This window comes from Paenibacillus sp. FSL L8-0641, assembly GCF_038006265.1.
Taxonomy (GTDB): Bacteria; Bacillota; Bacilli; order Paenibacillales; family Paenibacillaceae; genus Paenibacillus; species Paenibacillus polymyxa_D.
On sequence record NZ_JBBOUW010000001.1, the window covers coordinates 2,004,621 to 2,022,492 of the forward strand.

Consider the following 17,872-nt stretch of genomic DNA (forward strand, 5'->3'; position numbering starts at 1 on the left):
TGTAAAATATAAAGAACCAGTATGGATGAGCGGAGGAGATGGAAGTATGGAACTGCAAAATATGGCTCCTTGGGTGAGTTCCGCCGAAGCGATTGATCATGCAGATACACCTGAATTGCTAAGGCGGGCCAGGGTCGACTCTCAAAAATGGTTGCTGGCTTCTCAAGCCTCCGCTCCGTTATCAGACTGGTTACAAACGGCGAATGAAATGCATGACCGCATCGCGGCCAGAGCTGTACAAATGTGCGAAAAAGGGATGGTTGAGGATGGCTTCGGCCCTCCCCCCGTCCCTTACGCATTTATAGCCTTCGGAAGCATGGGGCGCTCGGAATCAACGCTGTGGAGTGACCAGGATAACGGTATGATTATCAGTGACACGATATCTGCCGACAAAGAATTATATTTTAGAGAGTTTGGTCGCAAAGTGTCTGCGATGTTAGAGTATTTGGGATATCCCAAATGTGAGGGGAAAGTAATGTGCTCGGAGCCGTTGTGGCGTCAAACATTATCTGAATGGCAAAAACAGCTAACAAAATGGTCGGACGATTTTGCTTGGGAGCCGATCCGTTATCTGATTATCTCGTCTGATATGAGGCATATCGCTGGAGATGAGCAATTATCTGCAAACTGGAAACGAAGTTTTTATAAGTTGTTCCGAAAACATCCTGATTTACCCTCGGCGGTACTTCGGAACACGGTGAGGCATAAAGCGACACTTAATATTTTAGGTCAGATTGTTACCGAGCGCTTTGGTGAGCATGCGGGCGATTTTGATGTGAAATACGGGTTGTACATTCCGCTGGTGAACGCAGTCCGTTTTTTGGCGTTGCAACATGGTGTAGAGGAAACCTCCACCCTCAAAAGGCTCAGTCGTCTCGCATCATTGGAAGCGGCGCCGTTGCCTTTACTCGATGCTTGCGAGCGAGCCTTTCGGATCGCGATTCAGCTTCGAATGGCTACTCCGGTGAAGAAGAATGATGGATTGCTGGTCAGTAATGGCTACCTGGCTGTAAAGCCGCTCAAACAAAGTAAAGGCTGGCATGAGTTGCGCGAGGCGCTTTCGACAGTAAGGCGGCTACATCGTGCGTTGCAAAGGCAGTTGCGATTTATGGAAGGGAGAAGGTCATGAAGGAACCAGCGCAGGGAACTGGCTTCTGGAGCGCTCTCCGCAGAGGAGGAGTGCCGTCTGCGATCGCATCTGTAATGGGGGCTCCTACGGCTCAGCAGATGGCGTTTATTCGCTCCTTAACCCGGGAGCAACGGCGCTCTGAAGTATTGCGGACCCCGCTGGATCGTTTGGAGACGGTAGTTTTTGATCTGGAGACAACGGGATTTTCAGCACAGCATGGAGATGAGATTTTATCGTTCGGGGCGATTCGGGTTGTCGGGGACATGATTATGGAAAAAGAGCAGTTTTATACGCTTGTCAATCCACGGACTGTGATTCCTGAGCATATTACCGAGCTAACTGGGATTACCCGGGAAATGACGGATGAAGCTCCACCGCTTATGAATGGACTGCACGACTTTATGTCCTTTGTAGGTGGGCGAGTACTTGTGGCACATGCTAGCGCCCATGACAAGGCCTTTTTGAATGCTGCGTTATGGAAAACATCTAAAGTTCAGTTAACTCACCGTGTTCTGGATACGATGATGCTTGCCAAATGGCTCGAGCCACAGCAACATCAAACCTACAGTTTGGATGAATTGTTGACCTATCAATCCATTCCGATTGAAGGGCGGCACCATGCGTTAGAGGATGCGAAAATGACGGCTAAGTTGTGGGTTGCTTATGTTCAGGAAATGTTGGAGCGTAATGTGACCAATTTAGCAGATGTTTATGCGCATTTAAGTCATGCCTGATTCAGTACAAGGCATAGCATTCATTTACACATAAAAACAGCAAGTTCGCGATTTCGTGGGTTTGCTGTTCTTTTGCGTCCTGTTCAGATTTAGAAGGTTAGAGGTGGGAACAGTATGGGCATCCTATGGAGAAGGTAAGGGTCATTTAGATGAAAGACAGGTGATAAGACTGTGAAAAGATTTCTTTTCATCAGAGCGATGGTTATGCTGGTTGTGATTGGGGCTTCTTGGGGGGGGATTGCAAACACAACTTATGCAGCAAGCCTGTCCATGAAAAACGCACCATTAAAAGAGGAATATGGTAGAGAAAAACTTGAAGCTGAGAAAGAGGTAGAGGCTGAAACGCATGCGGTAGAGGTAATGAAAAAGATAAAGCCTGGTCAACGGCTTCCTTCTATGATTTTAAAGGGGTTAAACGGCAAGGCCTACGATGTAGGGGCCACGCGCAATAAAGCTTTGGTTATTAGTTTTTGGGCTTCGTGGTGCGATCCGTGCCGATTAGAAGCGCCTATGCTGAATGAGTTTTATAGTAAGTACAAAGATGATGTGGATGTGTATGGTATCAATGTAACTCGCTATGATCGATTGGAGGATGTGCAGAGGTTTTCCCGCTCTTTGGACCTCCAATTTCCCATTTTACTTGATGAGCAAGGAGCATTGTTTGAACGATTTGGAGGGGTGGCTTTTCCAACCCATGTAATGGTTGATCATCACGGACAGGTCCGCGAAATCATAATTGGCATGCTCAGTGAGCAGGAGTTGGAACGCAAAATAGAAAATCTTGAAAAAAAGAAGATGCCTTTGGGAGCCGAGTAGACCCCCAAAGGCACCTTATAAGCTCATGCGAGCACCTGATTAGTGATTAACTAATCCATGATGAGTAAGCTCTGCCTGATCGTTTTTTGGAGTCGGTGCTTCCAATAATGCGTAACGGAAGCTGTCCAAGAGAGCTTCCCAGCTGGCTTCAATTACATTTTCGGATACACCTACGTTACTCCAGACGTCCTCGTAATTTTTGGACTCAATGAGCACACGTACCTTGGCGGCAGTGGCATCCTTTTCGTCAAGCACACGTACCTTGTAGTCGGCCAAATGCATGTCCCGCAAGGCAGGGAAATATTGAGAAAGAGCCTTGCGGAGTGCATTATCGAGCGCGTTGACAGGGCCATTGCCTTCAGCTGCGGTATAGACACTCGTCCCTGCGACATTCAGTTTCAAGAATGCCTCGGATACGACCGGGCGGCCGGCTGTTTTCTCTACCAGCACTTTGAAGGACTCAAAAGAGAACATCTCCTTCACTTCACCACCTGCTTCACGAATGAGCAGTTCCAGCGAAGCATCCGCGCCTTCAAATTGGTATCCCTGATGCTCTAGTTCCTTGATGCGGCTAATTACGCCACGTGCCCCATCACTGGATGGGTCAAGGGTGATGCCCAGTTCTTGCGCTTTGGATACCACGTTGCTCTGCCCGGCCAGTTCGGAGACCAAAACCCGCTGTTTGTTCCCCACGAGTTCAGGAGCGATGTGCTCATAAGTTCGCGAGTCGCGCAGAATGGCTGACACGTGGATGCCCCCCTTATGGGCAAAAGCTGCATTGCCTACATAAGGCTGGTTCACAGGCATATTGACGTTGGCGACTTCACTCACAAAGCGGGCTGTATTGTGGAGTTGCTTTAACTTCTCAGTATCTAGACAGTCGTAGCCCAGCTTGAGCTGCAAATTAGGAATGACGGAGCATAGGTTAGCATTACCACACCGTTCACCGTAGCCGTTGATGGTACCCTGAACCTGCCTTGCGCCTGCTTGTACAGCACTTAAAGAGTTCGCTACAGCCAATTCGCAGTCATTGTGTGTATGAATACCCAACTGCGACCTCGTTATTTGGCTCTGCAGCATAGTGACAATTTCCTGAATCTCATGCGGTAGGGTACCGCCGTTTGTATCGCACATCACGAGCCAATCCGCGCCTGCTTCTTCTGCTTTTTTCATAACGGCCATTGCATACTCGGGATTGTTTTTATATCCGTCAAAAAAATGTTCAGCATCAAAAATAACCTCCATGCCCCCTTGCTTTAAAAAGGCGATGGAGTCGTAAATCATAGACAGATTTTCCTCCAGTGTCGTCTGTAGGGCTGTGTGTACATGAAAATCCCAAGATTTACCGACAAGTGTAGCAGCCTGAGCGCCGGATTCCAGAATTCGTTGTAGATTGACATCCTGTGCTGCGATGCTATCTTTGCGGCGCGTGCTGCCGAAGGCGACAATCTTTGCCTGAAGGCCCAGTTCTTGTACCCGTTTGAAAAATTCGATATCCTTGCTGTTGCTTCCGGGAATCCCGCCTTCAATATAATGAACACCGAGATCATCGAGTTTTTTGGCGATTTTCAATTTGTCATCAGCAGACAAGCTAATTCCTTCTCCTTGAGTGCCGTCTCGCAGCGTTGTGTCAAAGATAGAAATAGCGGTGGACATGAGGGACTCCTCCTTTGCGGATTGCTCAGATTGGTGATGCTCTGCTTTTTTAAGCACATTAATTTAGTTGTTTAACGCTTAAAAACAGGAAAGCGTTAGTTTGTCGTGTTCGTATGTTAGTCGATTATATCAACTTATGACTTCAATTGTAATATATAATTATCATTTTTAGCCGCAAAACCTTTATTTTTTATGTAAAATAGAAATAGCATTTTAGGCTATCTCAAGTATAAAATCAAAACACATATTCCCGCGATGACGGGTGAATTTACAGTTAAAAAGAAGGGTTGAGCATGAAAGATGTCAGTGCTTATTATCCGGCTGGTGGGCGAGTTATTCTGCATGTGGATATGAATGCATTTTATTGTTCCGTTCATGCAGCGGAGGAGCCGGAGAAATATAAGGGGCTGCCTACCGCGGTGGCAGGCAGTAGCGAGCTGCGTAAAGGTGTAATTGTAACCTGCTCTTATGAAGCTCGACGATTGGGCATTTCAACAGGGATGGTCGTTCAGCAGGCTCGTCGGATCTGTCCGCAGCTCATCGTAATACAGCCTGATTTTCACTTGTATCGTCGTTATTCCAAAGCATTTATGAGTATTGCCTATTCGTATACGCCTATGCTGGAAGCAACTTCAATTGATGAGTGCTATCTGGATATTTCTGGCTCTAAACAGTTTGGAACACCTATGGAAATTGCTGAGGAAATCCAGCGCAGAGTAGAAGACGAATTGGGTCTGCCCTGTTCAATTGGAGTTGCTCCCAACAAGTTGCTGGCCAAAATGGCCTCTGATCTGAAAAAACCACGCGGGATATCTATTCTACGTTTGCGTGATGTACCCAACATTTTGTGGAACCTTCCTTGTGGTCAATTGTTTGGTGTGGGCCGCAAAACGGCAGATAAGCTTCTACAAATGAACATTCGCACCATTGGACAACTGGCTAAGGCCGATGAGCATATGCTGGTTGGCGTATTTGGTGTGACGGGTTCGTGGTTAAAATTGGCCGCTAATGGGATTAACCATTCTCCAGTCAGCACTGAACGGGAGCCAAACAAGTCCATTGGTCACACGACTACCCTGCCTATGGATGTGGTAAAGCTGGAAGAAGCCCATCGGGTACTTCTTAACATTAGTGATCAGGTAGCCAGGCGGCTTCGACGACACGGTATGCTGGCAGGAGGTATACAATTGACGATTCGGACGCCGGATATGAAGACCTTTACGCGTTCTCAAGTCAGGAGCACTCCTACGGAAAGTGCAGAGGACATATATAAGGAAGCTTGTGCGTTGTATCGTCGCCATTGGGGAGAAGATAAGCCTGTGCGCTTGCTGGGGATTACGCTACAGCAGCTTATTCCAAAGGAGGAAGCGGCCGTTCAAATGGATCTATTTGAATACCAGGATCAGCCCAAGAAAGAAAGCTTATTGAAGACGATGGATGCACTTCGCGACAAGTTTGGTGAAAATGCAATTTTGACCGCTGGGATGCTGGGAGATGATCCTTCGGTACTTCTTCGCAACTCCAAGTTGCGCGGAACTTCGCTGCAAAAAGACAATCTACCAACTCCGGAGTGAACTTTTGGATAGATTAGTGCAAGCAGAAGCTTACGTTATAAGCATTTTTTGCATGAAGGATAAAGGAAAATAATTTGTAATAATATTGGGTTTGTATTAATATGTGAATAGAATGCAAAAGCTGGTTTGTTTGATTGTATAGGAGGAAGAGAAAAGTTATGGCTAAATACACTTGGGTAGAAAAAGATACATGCATTGCATGCGGAGCCTGTGGCGCTACAGCACCAGACATTTATGATTATGATGATGAAGGTTTGGCTGAAGTGATCTTTGAAGGGGATGCCAACCAAGGCATCAAGGCGATCTCAGAAGACCTGTTTGATGATATGCAGGATGCTTGTGACGGTTGCCCTACGGATTCCATTAAAGTAGCAGACGAGCCGTTCAATAAAGAAGGTTAAGCGTAGGCTTCTTTGATAGGCACAGCACCGACAGTTCCCTTCGCCGTATAACGGTGAAAGTAAGCTGTTGGTGCTGTTTTTTTAGGTTATAGAATGGTTCAGCGGAGGCTGAACCATTCTATAACCGCAAGAAAAACTTCTGCCAAGCGCGGTCTGGCTTCTGTGAAAGTACGTCGATAGACGTTTTTCTTATGTGCTGTCCATCAAGTCTATTTTTACCGATATACATAATAGGAAGTATGCAAGATTACACGATCAGGAGGATCCGATGAACCATTCGCCTCATCTTAAATCGTATGTAAAAAAACACCCTGATAATAAAATGGCCTGGTATTTACTCGGCAAAGAGTATGAGAGCAGCGGTCAGGAGGGCAAAGCAAATTATTGCTTTAATCGCGCAGGAGAAGTGTTCGAAGCCTTCGAGCATAAACAGATTCCGGCAGACGTATGGATGGAATATCAGGATAAACTGGTTCAGATGTCCAAGGAGAAGGAGCGAAGAACGGCTCGAACACGTCACCTGTTAACTGCGTTAATGGTACTACTGCTCATATGGGTTCCTTCAGCTAATTCACCGAGACCTTCAAATGAGAATACATTTGATCCATCCGGAACTGAGCAGGCAGCAAGTGATAATATTGAAGTTACGAAAGTGGCCACTGCTGATCCGAAGGAGATGGCCCAGGTCGGTGTGGTTGGTGGTGTGTTTACGGCTCAAGCTCGAAAAGGGAGTGGAGCTGGAACGGGGCTTACTGATTTGTTGGCTAACACTAGCCGACTGCCGTCCAAGACTACGGTGTTGGGTATGGAGCAAGGGGGCTCGTGGCTGCTCTGGAAAGAGGGTATGAAGCCTTTACTTGGTGTACAAAACAAAGGAAACGGTGGATTAGCTGTTCAGTCTTACGACGCCGCTGCGTGCGCTTGCAAGCCGTCAGACAGTGAAAATCTTCGCAAAGCAGGTCTAAAATGGGCTGCTGGACAGGAGGAATTAGCTGTGTTGAATAGCTCCATGCGTGCTTTTCGCTCACAGCATCAACGTCTTCCCCAGAGTCTTGATGAACTGACTCGGGACTTTCCCGCTAACACGATGTACGGTACAACAGACGGGATGAGGAAGGCTTTTACACCTATGCGTAATTTACTTGCTTCACCAGGACAGGGAACAGGGAAGGTAGTAGATTTAGACGCTGACTCTTCGGCCCAAAGCAGTCCATTACTGGCATCGTCATTGCACGGAAGGCCTTTTCTGGGGCAACCGCTGCGAATTGTGGTGGACAAATCTAAGCATAGGCTCGCCCTGGTAAGTGGCAATGTACTTATTCGAAATTATCCTATCGGTTTGGGTGGAGAAAGAACACCAGAAGGGAAATTTGTGGTTACCGATAAAGTAGTAAATCCGAACGGAAAATCCAACGGTGAGTTTGGCAGCCGTGGAATGCAACTGTCTGCAACGAATTATGCTATTCATGGCACGAACGAGCCGGACAGCATTGGCAAAAATGAGTCTTTGGGTTGCGTCCGAATGGGTAAAGAGGATGTGGAGGAATTGTTTGCACTCGTACCTTCGGGTACGGAGGTAGTCATTGGTAACGGGGGATTGCCTGATCAAGTGCTTGTGCCTGGTTCTCGATTTACAAGTGAGCCGCAGCATGACCAGACGAATCCCCGCAAAACCTATCACTGGCTAAATTAAAATTTTGATGCTATTGCTACTTGGTGTTTAACGATTTCCTGCTTGTGCTAAAACAATGACCAGAATAATTACAATGATGAGGAGAACAAAGCTGACGGCGGTCCATACAATCGCTTTCTTGTTCACCTCATCCTTTTTCTTTTGCAGACTGGGCGGCTTGCGCTTGGTCTTCATATCAGCAATCCCTCTTTTCTAACGAGCTAAGGTCTTGTCTTACTATGTCCATTGTAAATGGTTTGATTATACATTTTCAATGACATCTCCATGACAACTGAATTGTTCTGATGTTGCACCTCGCAAATTACTTTCTTTTTGGTATGGAAAAAGCTAAACTATTTTGTAGAGATGTTTTTTTAGGATTGTGCAAGGGCATAGAACGGAGTGGATGAATCGTGTTGTATCGAAGGATTGCGAAACCTGTTTTTTTTAAAATGAGTCCAGAGACGGCCCATCATGTAGTCATTGACGGTTTAAAACATGCGGGCTCACTTCCTGGTGGAGCAGCGACACTGCGAGGAATGTACGGAGTCAAGGAAACGAAGGATCTTGCCGTTGATCTGTTTGGCATTCATTTTCCCAACCCGATTGGACTGGCTGCAGGACTGGATAAAAATGCAGAAGCGGTTACTGGTTTTTCTTCCATCGGGTTTGGATTTATGGAAGTGGGAACGGTGACACCTGTGGGACAGCCCGGTAACGATCGGCCACGTTTGTTCCGACTGCCTCCCGATGAGGCATTAGTCAATCGGATGGGCTTTAACAATCTGGGTACTGAGAGCATGGCCAAGCGTCTGGCTGCACTCAAACATCGACCTGTTCCGGTCGCAGTTAATATCGGCAAAAATAAAATCACGCCCAATGAGGATGCTCATAAGGACTATGAAAAGTGTATTTCCGCACTGTATCCGTATGCGGACTTCTTTGTAGTGAATATTAGCTCGCCGAATACGCCGGATTTACGAAAGCTCCAGCATGGTAATGAACTGAAGTCGCTATTGGAAGCGGTTCGGGCAGAGATGGGAGTTCAGGCGAAAAAGTATGGCAATGCCAAGTCTGTACTGGTTAAAATTGCGCCAGATGTATCGGACGAGGAATTGGAATATATGACAGATGCGATTGCTGCCAGTGGAGTAGACGGTATTATTGCGACCAATACAACAATATCCAGAGCTGGTCTGACGCACCGAAATGCGAGTGAAACAGGAGGGCTGAGTGGTAAGCCGCTGCGTGACCGTTCCACAGAGGTCATCGGACGGGTGTATCGCCAGACGGAAGGTAAGCTTCCTATTATCGGATCAGGCGGTATATTCACGAGCCGTGATGCCTATGACAAAATTAAAGCAGGCGCAAGTCTGATTGAAATTTATACAGCATTGATCTACGAAGGGCCGGAAGTAAATAGAGCTATACATGCTGGCCTGCGTGAGCTGCTTCGAAAGGACGGCTTTAGACACATTACCGAGGCAGTTGGTGCAGATCACAGATAAAAAAGTGTTGTCGGAAGAGACAGGAGGTACGGGGATGGACGGAAGAGACTGGGGAACATTTTTACTGCCATATGATCAGGCGGTGGAAGAGCTTAAGGTCAAGTTCAAAACAATGCGTGCGGAGCTGAAAAAGCGCGAGGAATACGCTCCTATCGAATTCGTAACCGGACGGGTTAAAAAAATATCAAGCATCCTCGATAAGGCGAAGAGATTACAGGTTCCTTCTGATCAGCTGGAGACGGGAATCGAGGATATTGCAGGTATTCGCATTATGTGTCAATTTGTAGAGGATATTCGGCGGGTGGCCGAATATATCAGAAGACGTAAGGATTTGACCGTACTGTATGAAAAGGACTATATCACCAATTATAAAGACAGTGGCTATCGCAGCTTTCATATGATTGTGGAGTATCCGGTTCAGACAGCAGTCGGGCTGAAAATCGTGCTGGCAGAAATTCAAATCCGTACTTTGGCTATGAATTTTTGGGCAACCATAGAGCATTCTCTTAGCTATAAGTATCGTGAAAGCTTGCCTGATAATATGCGTACACGGTTGAAAAAGGCAGCTGAGGCAGCCTTTGTATTGGATAATGAGATGTCTTCCATGCGTCTTGAAATATTGGAAGCGCAGAAAAAATTCGAGGATGAAGCCAATATCGTTTCCAAAGTGCTAACAGGCATGCATCGGCTGTATTTCTACCATAAGATCAGTGAAACGATTGATGCGCAGCGCAGATTCAATGAACTGTGGGAACGGCACGACATGGAAGGAATCAAGCTGCTTCACGATGAGGTCAAGGAGATGCTAGAAGCCTCTACCAAGGAAGAAGACAGGGATGAGTATTAAATGGCACACCTTTCCTACGAACCGCTATACGTGACTTATTTGGTATACTTCAATCGTGATCGGGATTACTTTGAATGTCATGAGGTACTGGAAGAGCTGTGGCTTAAGCTGGACCGTGACCCTGTATATAAAGGTTTGCTGCAAGTTGCTGTAGGACTGTATCATTTTCGGAATGGTAACTATCGTGGTGGACATATGATGCTGGATAGTGCGGTCCACCGGTTGGAGCATGCTCCTTCGCAGGCGCTGGGCATTAATATGGTGAAGCTGGTGGAAGAGGCGCGCATTTGCGCTCGTCAGCTTGCTGAAGCTGTTATGACCGGCACGGAAGAGCTTCAGCAAGAACCGCCGGTTTATCGGGATATGACGATTGAAATCGTCGAGCCCGGGTTGCGCCGGGCCGTGGAGAAGGCATCGTCGTCTATTCCGGTCAACATTCCGCAGCAAAGAGGTCCTCGGCGTGGGGAAAAGCATGAGCAGCGTCAGCAGGCGCTGGAAGCTTCTATTAGGCGAAGACAGGCCGCTGGCGGCTCAGGTTCTGTCTCAGCGGAAACGAAGGATGCACCTTGAGTTTGAAGCGCATGATAAGCAAGCAGCCCGATCCGTTTCATGAGGATCGGGCTGCTTTATCGTTTTCAGGTGTGTGAAGGTTTGCCTAGGAGGTTACGTTCTTTTTATATTTCTCAAAGAAGGCTTTGAAATCGTCGAGTGTGTATCCATTGTCCGAAGGATTTTCCTTCAACCCGCCTACCATACGTTCCTTTTCCACGCCTTTTTCGTAATAAATGAGCGTAGGGGTATACTCAATCTTATACTTGTCCCAGCCATCCTCATACTCACGCAGGTTAAATTCGTGCATCGTGATGTTCTCCTGCTTGCTCAAAGGCAAGAGCTTGGGAGTAGTGGCGCGGCAATGCACACAGTCGGAGGCGAAATGATAGACGAAAAAGTTTTCCTTTTTGTCAATTTTGCTCTGTAAATCTTCCGGCTTAATAATTTGCTGATAGTTTGGGTCATTCAGCAGCTCTTGAGTAGCAGGATTTAACGAGGCTGTGGAAACGCCATACAGCTTGTTTTTAGTGCCTGAATTTAAAGCGAGCAGCACACCAATCAAAATGACCAGCACAACAAAAAAGCCGATGACAGGTATAAGCTTTTTTTTGTTGGATTTTTGTGCGTTCAATGCAATCTCTCCTATCAAAATTCAAAATATGCAGCTATGAATCTTATTATTATACAACATTACATCTTGTAGTGAAAGTTTGTAAATCACACGGATATTGCGGGATAACAGGTTGAATATGGTACAATAAAAATTATTTTAAAAGGACAGGATGATTACGATTATGGGTGTACAGCTCCCCACAGCATTTGTAAAGCGCATGGAACAATTGCTCGGCGAAGAATTTGAAGCATTTATGACTGCCTATGACCACACGCCCCATGCCGGGATTCGCGTCAATACATTAAAAATTCCGGTAGAGAACTTTAAGAAACGTTCTCCGTTCGAACTGCGGCCGATTCCGTGGTGTGCCACGGGTTTTTATATTCCGCACGGTACAAAGCCGGGATTACACCCTTACTACCATGCGGGGCTGTACTATGTACAGGAACCGAGTGCAATGTCTCCGGTTGAGCTGCTCAATGTAGCTCAGGACGAAGCTGTATTGGACTTATGTGCTGCACCGGGCGGGAAATCGACCCAAATAGCTGCCAAACTACAAGGAAGCGGCGTATTGGTGACAAATGATATTAGCGCGGACCGAACCAAAGCGTTGGCTAAAAATGTGGAATTGTACGGTGTGCGTAATGCCGTGGTACTGAATGAAAGCCCGGATCGAATCGCCGATGCCTTTCCACATTTTTTTGACAAGATACTAATTGATGCACCTTGCTCGGGAGAAGGTATGTTCCGCAAGGATGAGGACATGGCAAAACAATGGGAAACGCATTCGGTAGATAAATGTATAGTCATGCAACGGGACATTTTGCGTGTAGCGGCCTCAATGCTGAGCGCAGGAGGGAGAATTGTCTATTCGACCTGCACCTTTGCGCCAGAAGAAAATGAAGGAATGATCGCAGAATTTCTGGAGGCTCACCCCGATTTTGACGTAGTCCCTGTTTCATCAGAAGCAGGCTTTGCACCAGGACACCCGGAATGGATGAGTGAAGAGGTCGCGTCAGCATACCCCGAGCTGCGGGGAACAGCACGCCTTTGGCCGCATCTCGTAGAGGGAGAAGGCCATTATATCGCTGTATTGCAGCATCAGGGGGGGCATGCCGCTGCGATAGAAGATCACACTGAATCGGAGGATTTGACTCCATTTGAGGACAAAGATGATAGGGCATTGAACATAGATGAAGCGTATCAACGGAAGAAGCCGTTTTTGTCCGTCAGGGAAGCGCAGACGCCAAGCCGTCAAGGAAGACATGGAACTGGTGAGCCTAAACGAAGTGGAAGAGGAGTGGACGGGAAATCCGGTAAAGGAAAGTCCGCGCGCGGCTTGGGTGGCATTAAGTCCCGATCTGGCAAAGAGAATGTAAAATCCGCTGTACGCTCCCCACAGGATGTGCTGGAATCCTATCACCAATTTGTGAAGGAGCAGCTGGAAGTGTCTTTTACAGGCTATACGGTGGTTTATGGAGATCGCATTTATCAGTCGCCACTGGCATCACATCGTTTGGACGGCCTTAAAGTGGTGCGACCAGGCTGGTTTATGGGTACTGACAAGAATGGTCGCTTTGTGCCTTCACACCCGCTGGCGGTGGCATTACGCTCTTCAGAGGCGGTTAGAAGCATCAATCTCTCCAGTTCAGATGCTGAGGCCATCCGGTATTTAAAAGGGGAGACCTTGTCCATCCCCGTTGAGAGAATGGCACTGCGGAACGAAGTCCAGCCCAAAGGCCATACTCTCGTGTGCATTGATGGTTATTCGGCTGGGTGGGGCAAATGGCAGGATGGCATGCTCAAAAATGAATACCCTACAGGCTGGAGGTGGACATCGGTATGAGTGGAAAAGGGAGACAAACGCAACGTTTGGATAAAGTTTTAACCCATATGGGATATGGCACCCGTAGTGATATCAAGCGACAGGTGAAGCAAGGGATAATCACGGTAAACGGGAAGACCACCAAGGATAGCGGCTTACAGGTTCATCCATACCAGGATCAGATTGAAGTGAACGGGGAACGTGTTGTTTTTCGGGAGTATATTTATATCATGCTGCATAAGCCACCAGGTGTCATCTCTGCAACTGAAGATACAAGGGAGCGGACGGTACTGGATTTGCTGAGTGCGGAGGAACGACATTTTGAGCCTTTTCCAGTAGGACGTTTAGATAAAGATACAGAAGGATTATTGCTATTGACCAACGACGGTAAACTAGCGCATGAGCTACTTTCTCCACGGCGGCATGTTCCTAAAACGTATGAAGCTACCGTGTCGGGTCATGTCACGGAGGAGGATATTCTTCAATTTACAGCAGGAGTGGAACTGGATGATGGGTATGTTACCCTTCCCGCACAGTTGACTATTCTTCGCCACGAACATCCGTACCAGGCAGATGGAGAAGTCATTTCCTATATTTCGCTTGTCATCCATGAGGGTAAATTTCATCAAGTGAAGCGTATGTTCGAGGCGGTTGGTAAAAAGGTGACCTATTTGAAAAGAACGGCCATGGGACCATTGAAGCTGGATGAACAGCTTCCACTGGGCAGCTATCGAGAGCTGACTAGTGAAGAGCTGGCATGGATCGGCCGGGATATAGCGTCTGCAACGTCAGAAGTTTGATGAGCAGATTAAATATAAATGACGCACAGGCTCTTATAAGATTCCTGTGCGTCATTTTAGGGTATAGACAACCAGACAGAGAATTATTCAAACTCAACTTTTAACAACGAATCGCAGTTTACAAATTATTGTGCGCGTGCTGCCCGACTTTTTTTCACTTCGGCTGCCTTATAAGCTGTAACCTTGTTTTTACCTGTCGTTTTGGATATGTACATCGCTTGATCGGCCTGTTTCACCAGTTCATCCGGGTTCATTTCCTTCTTCACTGTACTGTGTCCGACACTGATCGTGACAATGCTTTCTTCCGCGACCCGTTCGCGGATACGTTCTGCGACATGCCCAACCTTGGCCCGTCGATCCACAACCATTGCGACCAGTTCCTCGCCACCATATCGTCCGGTCAGTCCGATTTCATCCAGTTCATCCTCCATAATCTGTGCCACCTGTTTGAGTACTTCATCGGCACGAGCATGACCCTGCGTATCATTCAACTTTTTGAAATTGTCAATATCGCAAAAAATGACCGACACGCGGATTCCCTGGTCCATATATCGCCGTAGTCGCCCCGAAAAATATTTACGGTTATATAGCCCGGTCAGGCCATCGGTGATGGAAGAACGGTAAATCCTTTGGAGCAGCTCCACAATTCGTTCAAATAGAATGATGAATAACGTAGTGTAGTACAACAATGGTAAAAATGACATATATAAGACTGTGTTTGATTTGCCAGCTTCTTCAGGGATGTCATTTCGCAGCCATAAATAGCCGAGCCAGAGCGAATACATGAATAAGCCCGCCACATACTTCTTTGGCTGCCCGATTCGTGGGGTGATAAACACAAGGCTCAGTATAAGCACCAGTACTCGATAAAATAGAGTGAACCCAACCAGTTTCGCTGCGCTGATCCAAGCGGGCAACAAACCTGCTGTCCAGGCAGTAACCGGCAATATCAATAACGCACCCAGCAGTAGCAAGGTCCATGTCTGCACACGTTTCAGCTTCCGGTATAGTTGAAATACGGCGGCATTGATGAGTACGAAGGCAGACGCCTCCAGTACATTTTTCCACACGATTCCTTGGAGTTGCATCTTGCCTCCGCCTGCTGAATAGAGATTCATGGCTTCATATGTCATAATAATAATAGCGGCAACTGAAAAAAGGATATAGGCTTTTTTTCGTTGTCTGCTATATATGATCACGCACATCAGTGCCATCATGAGTATAATATACAAACCGCAGGCTGCACTTACGGCCTCGGCCAGAGATGGGGGACCCAAGGTTCCCGATAAGGACAACAACGTCAACATCACCGACTCCATTTGCAAAAATAGTCAATCTATTGAACGGTTGATATCGTTCCGATACAATAGACAGGATTTATCCCATTTAAAATGTTATAATTTTCTTTTGTGACTAACATTTATTCTCAATATATCATCTTTCAGAAAATCCGGAAACCTATACATACATCTGTGATCCGGGCAGTTTAATGCTTGAAAGGGGAAGCACGTCATGAAATTGCTACAGGCTCTCTTTTTCCCACCCGAGCAACCGGGAGGTGTTTCATCCATGATTCCATATCTGCAAGAGCGATTTACATCCCCCCGTTGGGAAATGGAGCTATTTTCAATCCCTAAACGGATTCGTAACAAGGGTAGGGACGAAGTAATTTTTGATACCTTTGACTGGACGAGATATGAACAATATCCAATCGTTCAAAAATATATTCAGACGTACCGTGACTATTTGTGGTGGACCCGGCTTCGTATTCAGAAGCCCTATGACCTCATTCATGCTCATCACCCCATTGCCGGGATTGCTATGAAAACTGTTTTTCCTGACATCCCGCTTGTACAGACGATTCACTCTTCCTATGAGAAGGAGTTAATCCTAAACGGGAAAATAGAGGAGAACGGGCCTGAACACCAATTCTTGGTATCACTGTACGGGGAAATGGAGCAGAAGGCGGATCGCCTGATAGCGGTATCTCATTCTTTTCAGCATTATTTAACTCCTTACGTTCAGAATCCGCAAGACATTGCAGTCATTCCGAATGGATATGATGAGAAGCGCTTCAAGCCCATTCCACACGAAAATGAAGTGACACAGCTCATAACCGTTTGCCGCCTTGTTCCGGCGAAAGGATTGGATATTTTATTGCGGGCCTGTGCTGAACTTAAAAAAAGAAATATGGAATTTGTGCTTCATATTATTGGAGATGGCCCGGTTCGCCCTGAGCTGGAAGAGATGGCGCGAGAGCTTGATATATACCATGAGACGATTTTTTATGGATATACCCTTCATCCAGAAGAGTTTATGCCTTTCTTTGATGTATTTGTTTTGCCTTCTCGAGCGGAGGCCTTTGGTTCGGTATTTGCGGAAGCAGCGTTGAGTTGTCTGGCATTGGTAGGCACAGAAGTGGGAGGAATACCGGAACAGATTGAGGATGGGGTCAATGGTCTGCTCGTGCCACCCGACCATCCGAAGGCACTAGCAGACGCATTAGAAAAGGTCATCGCTGATCCTGCCTATCGTTATGAGTTGGCTAGATCTGCCTGCGATAAGGCTAAATCAAGCTATTCTTTGAGTCGAGCGGTTAACGAGTTGAAGAAAATGTATTTGAAATTTCCACACTAACCATGACGAGTATCACCTGATTTGGGATCAGAATGCCGAAGGCTGGAGTGAGGACGTGAGGAACGGAAAGGTCTCCCGCGTCCTGCCATGATCAGTTTACTAACCCACATCAGACTGAGCATCCCGAAAATAGGATAAAGAACAGATAACAGTGAGCTAAAGCCGAACTGACTGATTAAAAAACAGGTGAGCATAATGAATAGTGTGATGAGCTTGGGCGAAATTTGGACATGTTGACGAATTTGCAGACTGACTCCGTAAATGTCGGCCACAAAGGTACTGAAGATTTCCATGAAAATGAGTAGAATGTATATGATTTCGACAAAGGCACCCAGACGATAAGCAATGCTTCCCATAGGGATTTCAAATTGCTGAATACCCGGCATATGTGCTGACATGGCAAAGTGTGCAGCCATCAGCATAAACCCGACACCAACTCCGCCCAAAACTCCGCCCCAGCGGATGGTTCTTCGGGAAAAGGTTTGACTGCCAAGTGGTACAAGCACGGCTTGGGCCATAGTTAGGTTGAAGGACGTGTACAGCAGTGGAGAGAGCAAGGTTCGAAATGTACTGTGATCTGTCGTATTCGTAATAAAACTCTGAGGATTGGGCATGGAGAGCGTGCTGTGAACGAGGAGAAGAGACATGATGATCATCAGAGGGACAACCACGGTGTTCATGTGTAAGATGGCTTTAATGCCTTTACTTAGCAGCAAATAAGTACCAATCAGTGTAATAAGCAGTCCGGTTTGGTAATGCAGGTGAAGGTGCTCTACAAAAACAGAGCCGGCTCCTGCCAACATGACGCTGTTTACGCCAATCAGCACGATGAGCGTGAACCAGCTAATCCATTTCCCGGCATTGGCGCCAAAAAGATGTTTGTTCAGGTCCTCGTAAGATTTGGCTGAAATATCATGAGCGATCAGCATCATTTTCGTACCCAACCATACAAATATGATTGTGGACAGCATAATAGTGAGAGTAGCCCAACGACCGTACTGCGTAAAAAATTGCAGAATTTCTTGTCCGGTAGCAAATCCGGCACCGACGATTGTGCCGATGTATGTAAAAGCAATCTGAAAAACATGAATATTACGTTTCATCCCCA

The 17,872-nt window shown here is 46.7% G+C and carries 17 protein-coding genes; 12 read left to right on the forward strand and 5 right to left on the reverse strand.

Annotation, left to right across the window (positions count from 1 at the left end; all coding sequences use genetic code 11):
* Window positions 1-46: 46 nt before the first annotated feature.
* From MKY16_RS09110 to MKY16_RS09120, 3 genes are all read left to right on the forward strand, one after another.
* Window positions 47-1,129 carry a DUF294 nucleotidyltransferase-like domain-containing protein gene (locus MKY16_RS09110; protein ID WP_340955080.1) on the forward strand — a complete coding sequence of 361 codons (1,083 nt, stop codon included), beginning with the start codon at window positions 47-49 and terminating at the stop codon, window positions 1,127-1,129.
* On the forward strand, window positions 1,126-1,863 hold the full coding sequence (locus tag MKY16_RS09115; RefSeq protein ID WP_340955082.1) for an exonuclease domain-containing protein: 738 nt from the start codon (window positions 1,126-1,128) through the stop codon (window positions 1,861-1,863). Before MKY16_RS09110 ends, MKY16_RS09115 begins: the two co-directional genes overlap by 4 nt.
* A 171-nt stretch (window positions 1,864-2,034) precedes the next feature.
* Window positions 2,035-2,679 carry a TlpA family protein disulfide reductase gene (locus MKY16_RS09120; protein WP_340955084.1) on the forward strand — a complete coding sequence of 215 codons (645 nt, stop codon included), beginning with the start codon at window positions 2,035-2,037 and terminating at the stop codon, window positions 2,677-2,679.
* A gap of 39 nt (window positions 2,680-2,718) precedes the next feature.
* Here the strand turns inward: MKY16_RS09120 and cimA are convergent, their stop codons facing one another.
* Window positions 2,719-4,335: a citramalate synthase gene (cimA, locus tag MKY16_RS09125; protein ID WP_340955086.1), complete on the reverse strand. Its 1,617-nt coding sequence runs from the start codon at window positions 4,333-4,335 to the stop codon at window positions 2,719-2,721.
* A gap of 293 nt (window positions 4,336-4,628) precedes the next feature.
* On the opposite strand from cimA, the gene MKY16_RS09130 reads away from it, so the two are divergent.
* The 3 genes from MKY16_RS09130 (at window position 4,629) to MKY16_RS09140 (ending at window position 8,003) form a co-directional block, all read left to right on the forward strand.
* Complete coding sequence (locus tag MKY16_RS09130) at window positions 4,629-5,909, forward strand: DNA polymerase IV (RefSeq protein ID WP_340955088.1); 1,281 nt, start codon at window positions 4,629-4,631, stop codon at window positions 5,907-5,909.
* Window positions 5,910-6,067: 158 nt separating this feature from the next.
* A complete protein-coding gene (locus MKY16_RS09135; RefSeq protein WP_013309730.1) occupies window positions 6,068-6,310 on the forward strand; it encodes a ferredoxin in 243 nt (80 codons plus the stop codon).
* A gap of 268 nt (window positions 6,311-6,578) precedes the next feature.
* Window positions 6,579-8,003, forward strand: coding sequence for a L,D-transpeptidase (locus tag MKY16_RS09140; RefSeq protein ID WP_340955090.1), 1,425 nt, complete (start codon window positions 6,579-6,581; stop codon window positions 8,001-8,003).
* 27 nt (window positions 8,004-8,030) lie between these two features.
* Here MKY16_RS09140 and MKY16_RS09145 read toward each other — a convergent pair whose 3' ends face one another.
* Window positions 8,031-8,177, reverse strand: a complete 147-nt coding sequence (locus MKY16_RS09145; protein WP_023988033.1) for a hypothetical protein — start codon at window positions 8,175-8,177, stop codon at window positions 8,031-8,033.
* Window positions 8,178-8,395: 218 nt separating this feature from the next.
* Here MKY16_RS09145 and MKY16_RS09150 point away from each other — a divergent pair, with 218 nt between their 5' ends.
* Genes MKY16_RS09150 through MKY16_RS09160 form a run of 3 tightly spaced genes read left to right on the forward strand, consistent with a single transcriptional unit; the run spans window position 8,396 to window position 10,907 of the window.
* Window positions 8,396-9,490 carry a quinone-dependent dihydroorotate dehydrogenase gene (locus tag MKY16_RS09150; RefSeq protein ID WP_340955091.1) on the forward strand — a complete coding sequence of 365 codons (1,095 nt, stop codon included), beginning with the start codon at window positions 8,396-8,398 and terminating at the stop codon, window positions 9,488-9,490.
* Between the two features lie 34 nt (window positions 9,491-9,524).
* Window positions 9,525-10,337: a GTP pyrophosphokinase gene (locus MKY16_RS09155; RefSeq protein ID WP_023988035.1), complete on the forward strand. Its 813-nt coding sequence runs from the start codon at window positions 9,525-9,527 to the stop codon at window positions 10,335-10,337.
* On the forward strand, window positions 10,338-10,907 hold the full coding sequence (locus tag MKY16_RS09160) for a DUF309 domain-containing protein (RefSeq protein WP_029516722.1): 570 nt from the start codon (window positions 10,338-10,340) through the stop codon (window positions 10,905-10,907).
* A gap of 85 nt (window positions 10,908-10,992) precedes the next feature.
* On the opposite strand, the gene MKY16_RS09165 is transcribed toward MKY16_RS09160, so the two are convergent.
* Window positions 10,993-11,520: a thioredoxin family protein gene (locus MKY16_RS09165; RefSeq protein ID WP_039270024.1), complete on the reverse strand. Its 528-nt coding sequence runs from the start codon at window positions 11,518-11,520 to the stop codon at window positions 10,993-10,995.
* Between the two features lie 163 nt (window positions 11,521-11,683).
* Between MKY16_RS09165 and MKY16_RS09170 the strand changes: the two genes are divergently transcribed.
* Both MKY16_RS09170 and MKY16_RS09175 read left to right on the forward strand, forming a co-directional pair.
* A complete protein-coding gene (locus tag MKY16_RS09170) occupies window positions 11,684-13,348 on the forward strand; it encodes an RsmB/NOP family class I SAM-dependent RNA methyltransferase (RefSeq protein WP_340955092.1) in 1,665 nt (554 codons plus the stop codon).
* Window positions 13,345-14,127 carry a pseudouridine synthase gene (locus MKY16_RS09175; RefSeq protein WP_069011089.1) on the forward strand — a complete coding sequence of 261 codons (783 nt, stop codon included), beginning with the start codon at window positions 13,345-13,347 and terminating at the stop codon, window positions 14,125-14,127. Before MKY16_RS09170 ends, MKY16_RS09175 begins: the two co-directional genes overlap by 4 nt.
* A gap of 125 nt (window positions 14,128-14,252) precedes the next feature.
* On the opposite strand, the gene MKY16_RS09180 is transcribed toward MKY16_RS09175, so the two are convergent.
* Window positions 14,253-15,434: a GGDEF domain-containing protein gene (locus MKY16_RS09180; protein ID WP_029516726.1), complete on the reverse strand. Its 1,182-nt coding sequence runs from the start codon at window positions 15,432-15,434 to the stop codon at window positions 14,253-14,255.
* Window positions 15,435-15,639: 205 nt separating this feature from the next.
* On the opposite strand from MKY16_RS09180, the gene MKY16_RS09185 reads away from it, so the two are divergent.
* Window positions 15,640-16,764 (forward strand): glycosyltransferase family 4 protein, encoded by a 1,125-nt coding sequence (locus MKY16_RS09185; RefSeq protein ID WP_029516727.1) that lies wholly within the window; start codon window positions 15,640-15,642, stop codon window positions 16,762-16,764.
* On the opposite strand, the gene MKY16_RS09190 is transcribed toward MKY16_RS09185, so the two are convergent.
* Complete coding sequence (locus MKY16_RS09190; protein ID WP_165147779.1) at window positions 16,761-17,867, reverse strand: YkvI family membrane protein; 1,107 nt, start codon at window positions 17,865-17,867, stop codon at window positions 16,761-16,763. The genes MKY16_RS09185 and MKY16_RS09190 overlap by 4 nt on opposite strands.
* Window positions 17,868-17,872: the final 5 nt, after the last annotated feature.

Coding starts and splice junctions, on each gene's coding strand:
- MKY16_RS09110 (WP_340955080.1), top strand. CDS start 47: ATGGAACTGCAAAATATGGCTCCTTGGGTGAGTTCCGCCGAAGCGATT.
- MKY16_RS09115 (WP_340955082.1), top strand. CDS start 1,126: ATGAAGGAACCAGCGCAGGGAACTGGCTTCTGGAGCGCTCTCCGCAGA.
- cimA (WP_340955086.1), bottom strand. CDS start 4,335: ATGTCCACCGCTATTTCTATCTTTGACACAACGCTGCGAGACGGCACT.
- MKY16_RS09130 (WP_340955088.1), top strand. CDS start 4,629: ATGAAAGATGTCAGTGCTTATTATCCGGCTGGTGGGCGAGTTATTCTG.
- MKY16_RS09135 (WP_013309730.1), top strand. CDS start 6,068: ATGGCTAAATACACTTGGGTAGAAAAAGATACATGCATTGCATGCGGA.
- MKY16_RS09140 (WP_340955090.1), top strand. CDS start 6,579: ATGAACCATTCGCCTCATCTTAAATCGTATGTAAAAAAACACCCTGAT.
- MKY16_RS09145 (WP_023988033.1), bottom strand. CDS start 8,177: ATGAAGACCAAGCGCAAGCCGCCCAGTCTGCAAAAGAAAAAGGATGAG.
- MKY16_RS09155 (WP_023988035.1), top strand. CDS start 9,525: ATGGACGGAAGAGACTGGGGAACATTTTTACTGCCATATGATCAGGCG.
- MKY16_RS09160 (WP_029516722.1), top strand. CDS start 10,338: ATGGCACACCTTTCCTACGAACCGCTATACGTGACTTATTTGGTATAC.
- MKY16_RS09170 (WP_340955092.1), top strand. CDS start 11,684: ATGGGTGTACAGCTCCCCACAGCATTTGTAAAGCGCATGGAACAATTG.
- MKY16_RS09175 (WP_069011089.1), top strand. CDS start 13,345: ATGAGTGGAAAAGGGAGACAAACGCAACGTTTGGATAAAGTTTTAACC.
- MKY16_RS09180 (WP_029516726.1), bottom strand. CDS start 15,434: ATGTTGACGTTGTTGTCCTTATCGGGAACCTTGGGTCCCCCATCTCTG.
- MKY16_RS09185 (WP_029516727.1), top strand. CDS start 15,640: ATGAAATTGCTACAGGCTCTCTTTTTCCCACCCGAGCAACCGGGAGGT.
- MKY16_RS09190 (WP_165147779.1), bottom strand. CDS start 17,867: ATGAAACGTAATATTCATGTTTTTCAGATTGCTTTTACATACATCGGC.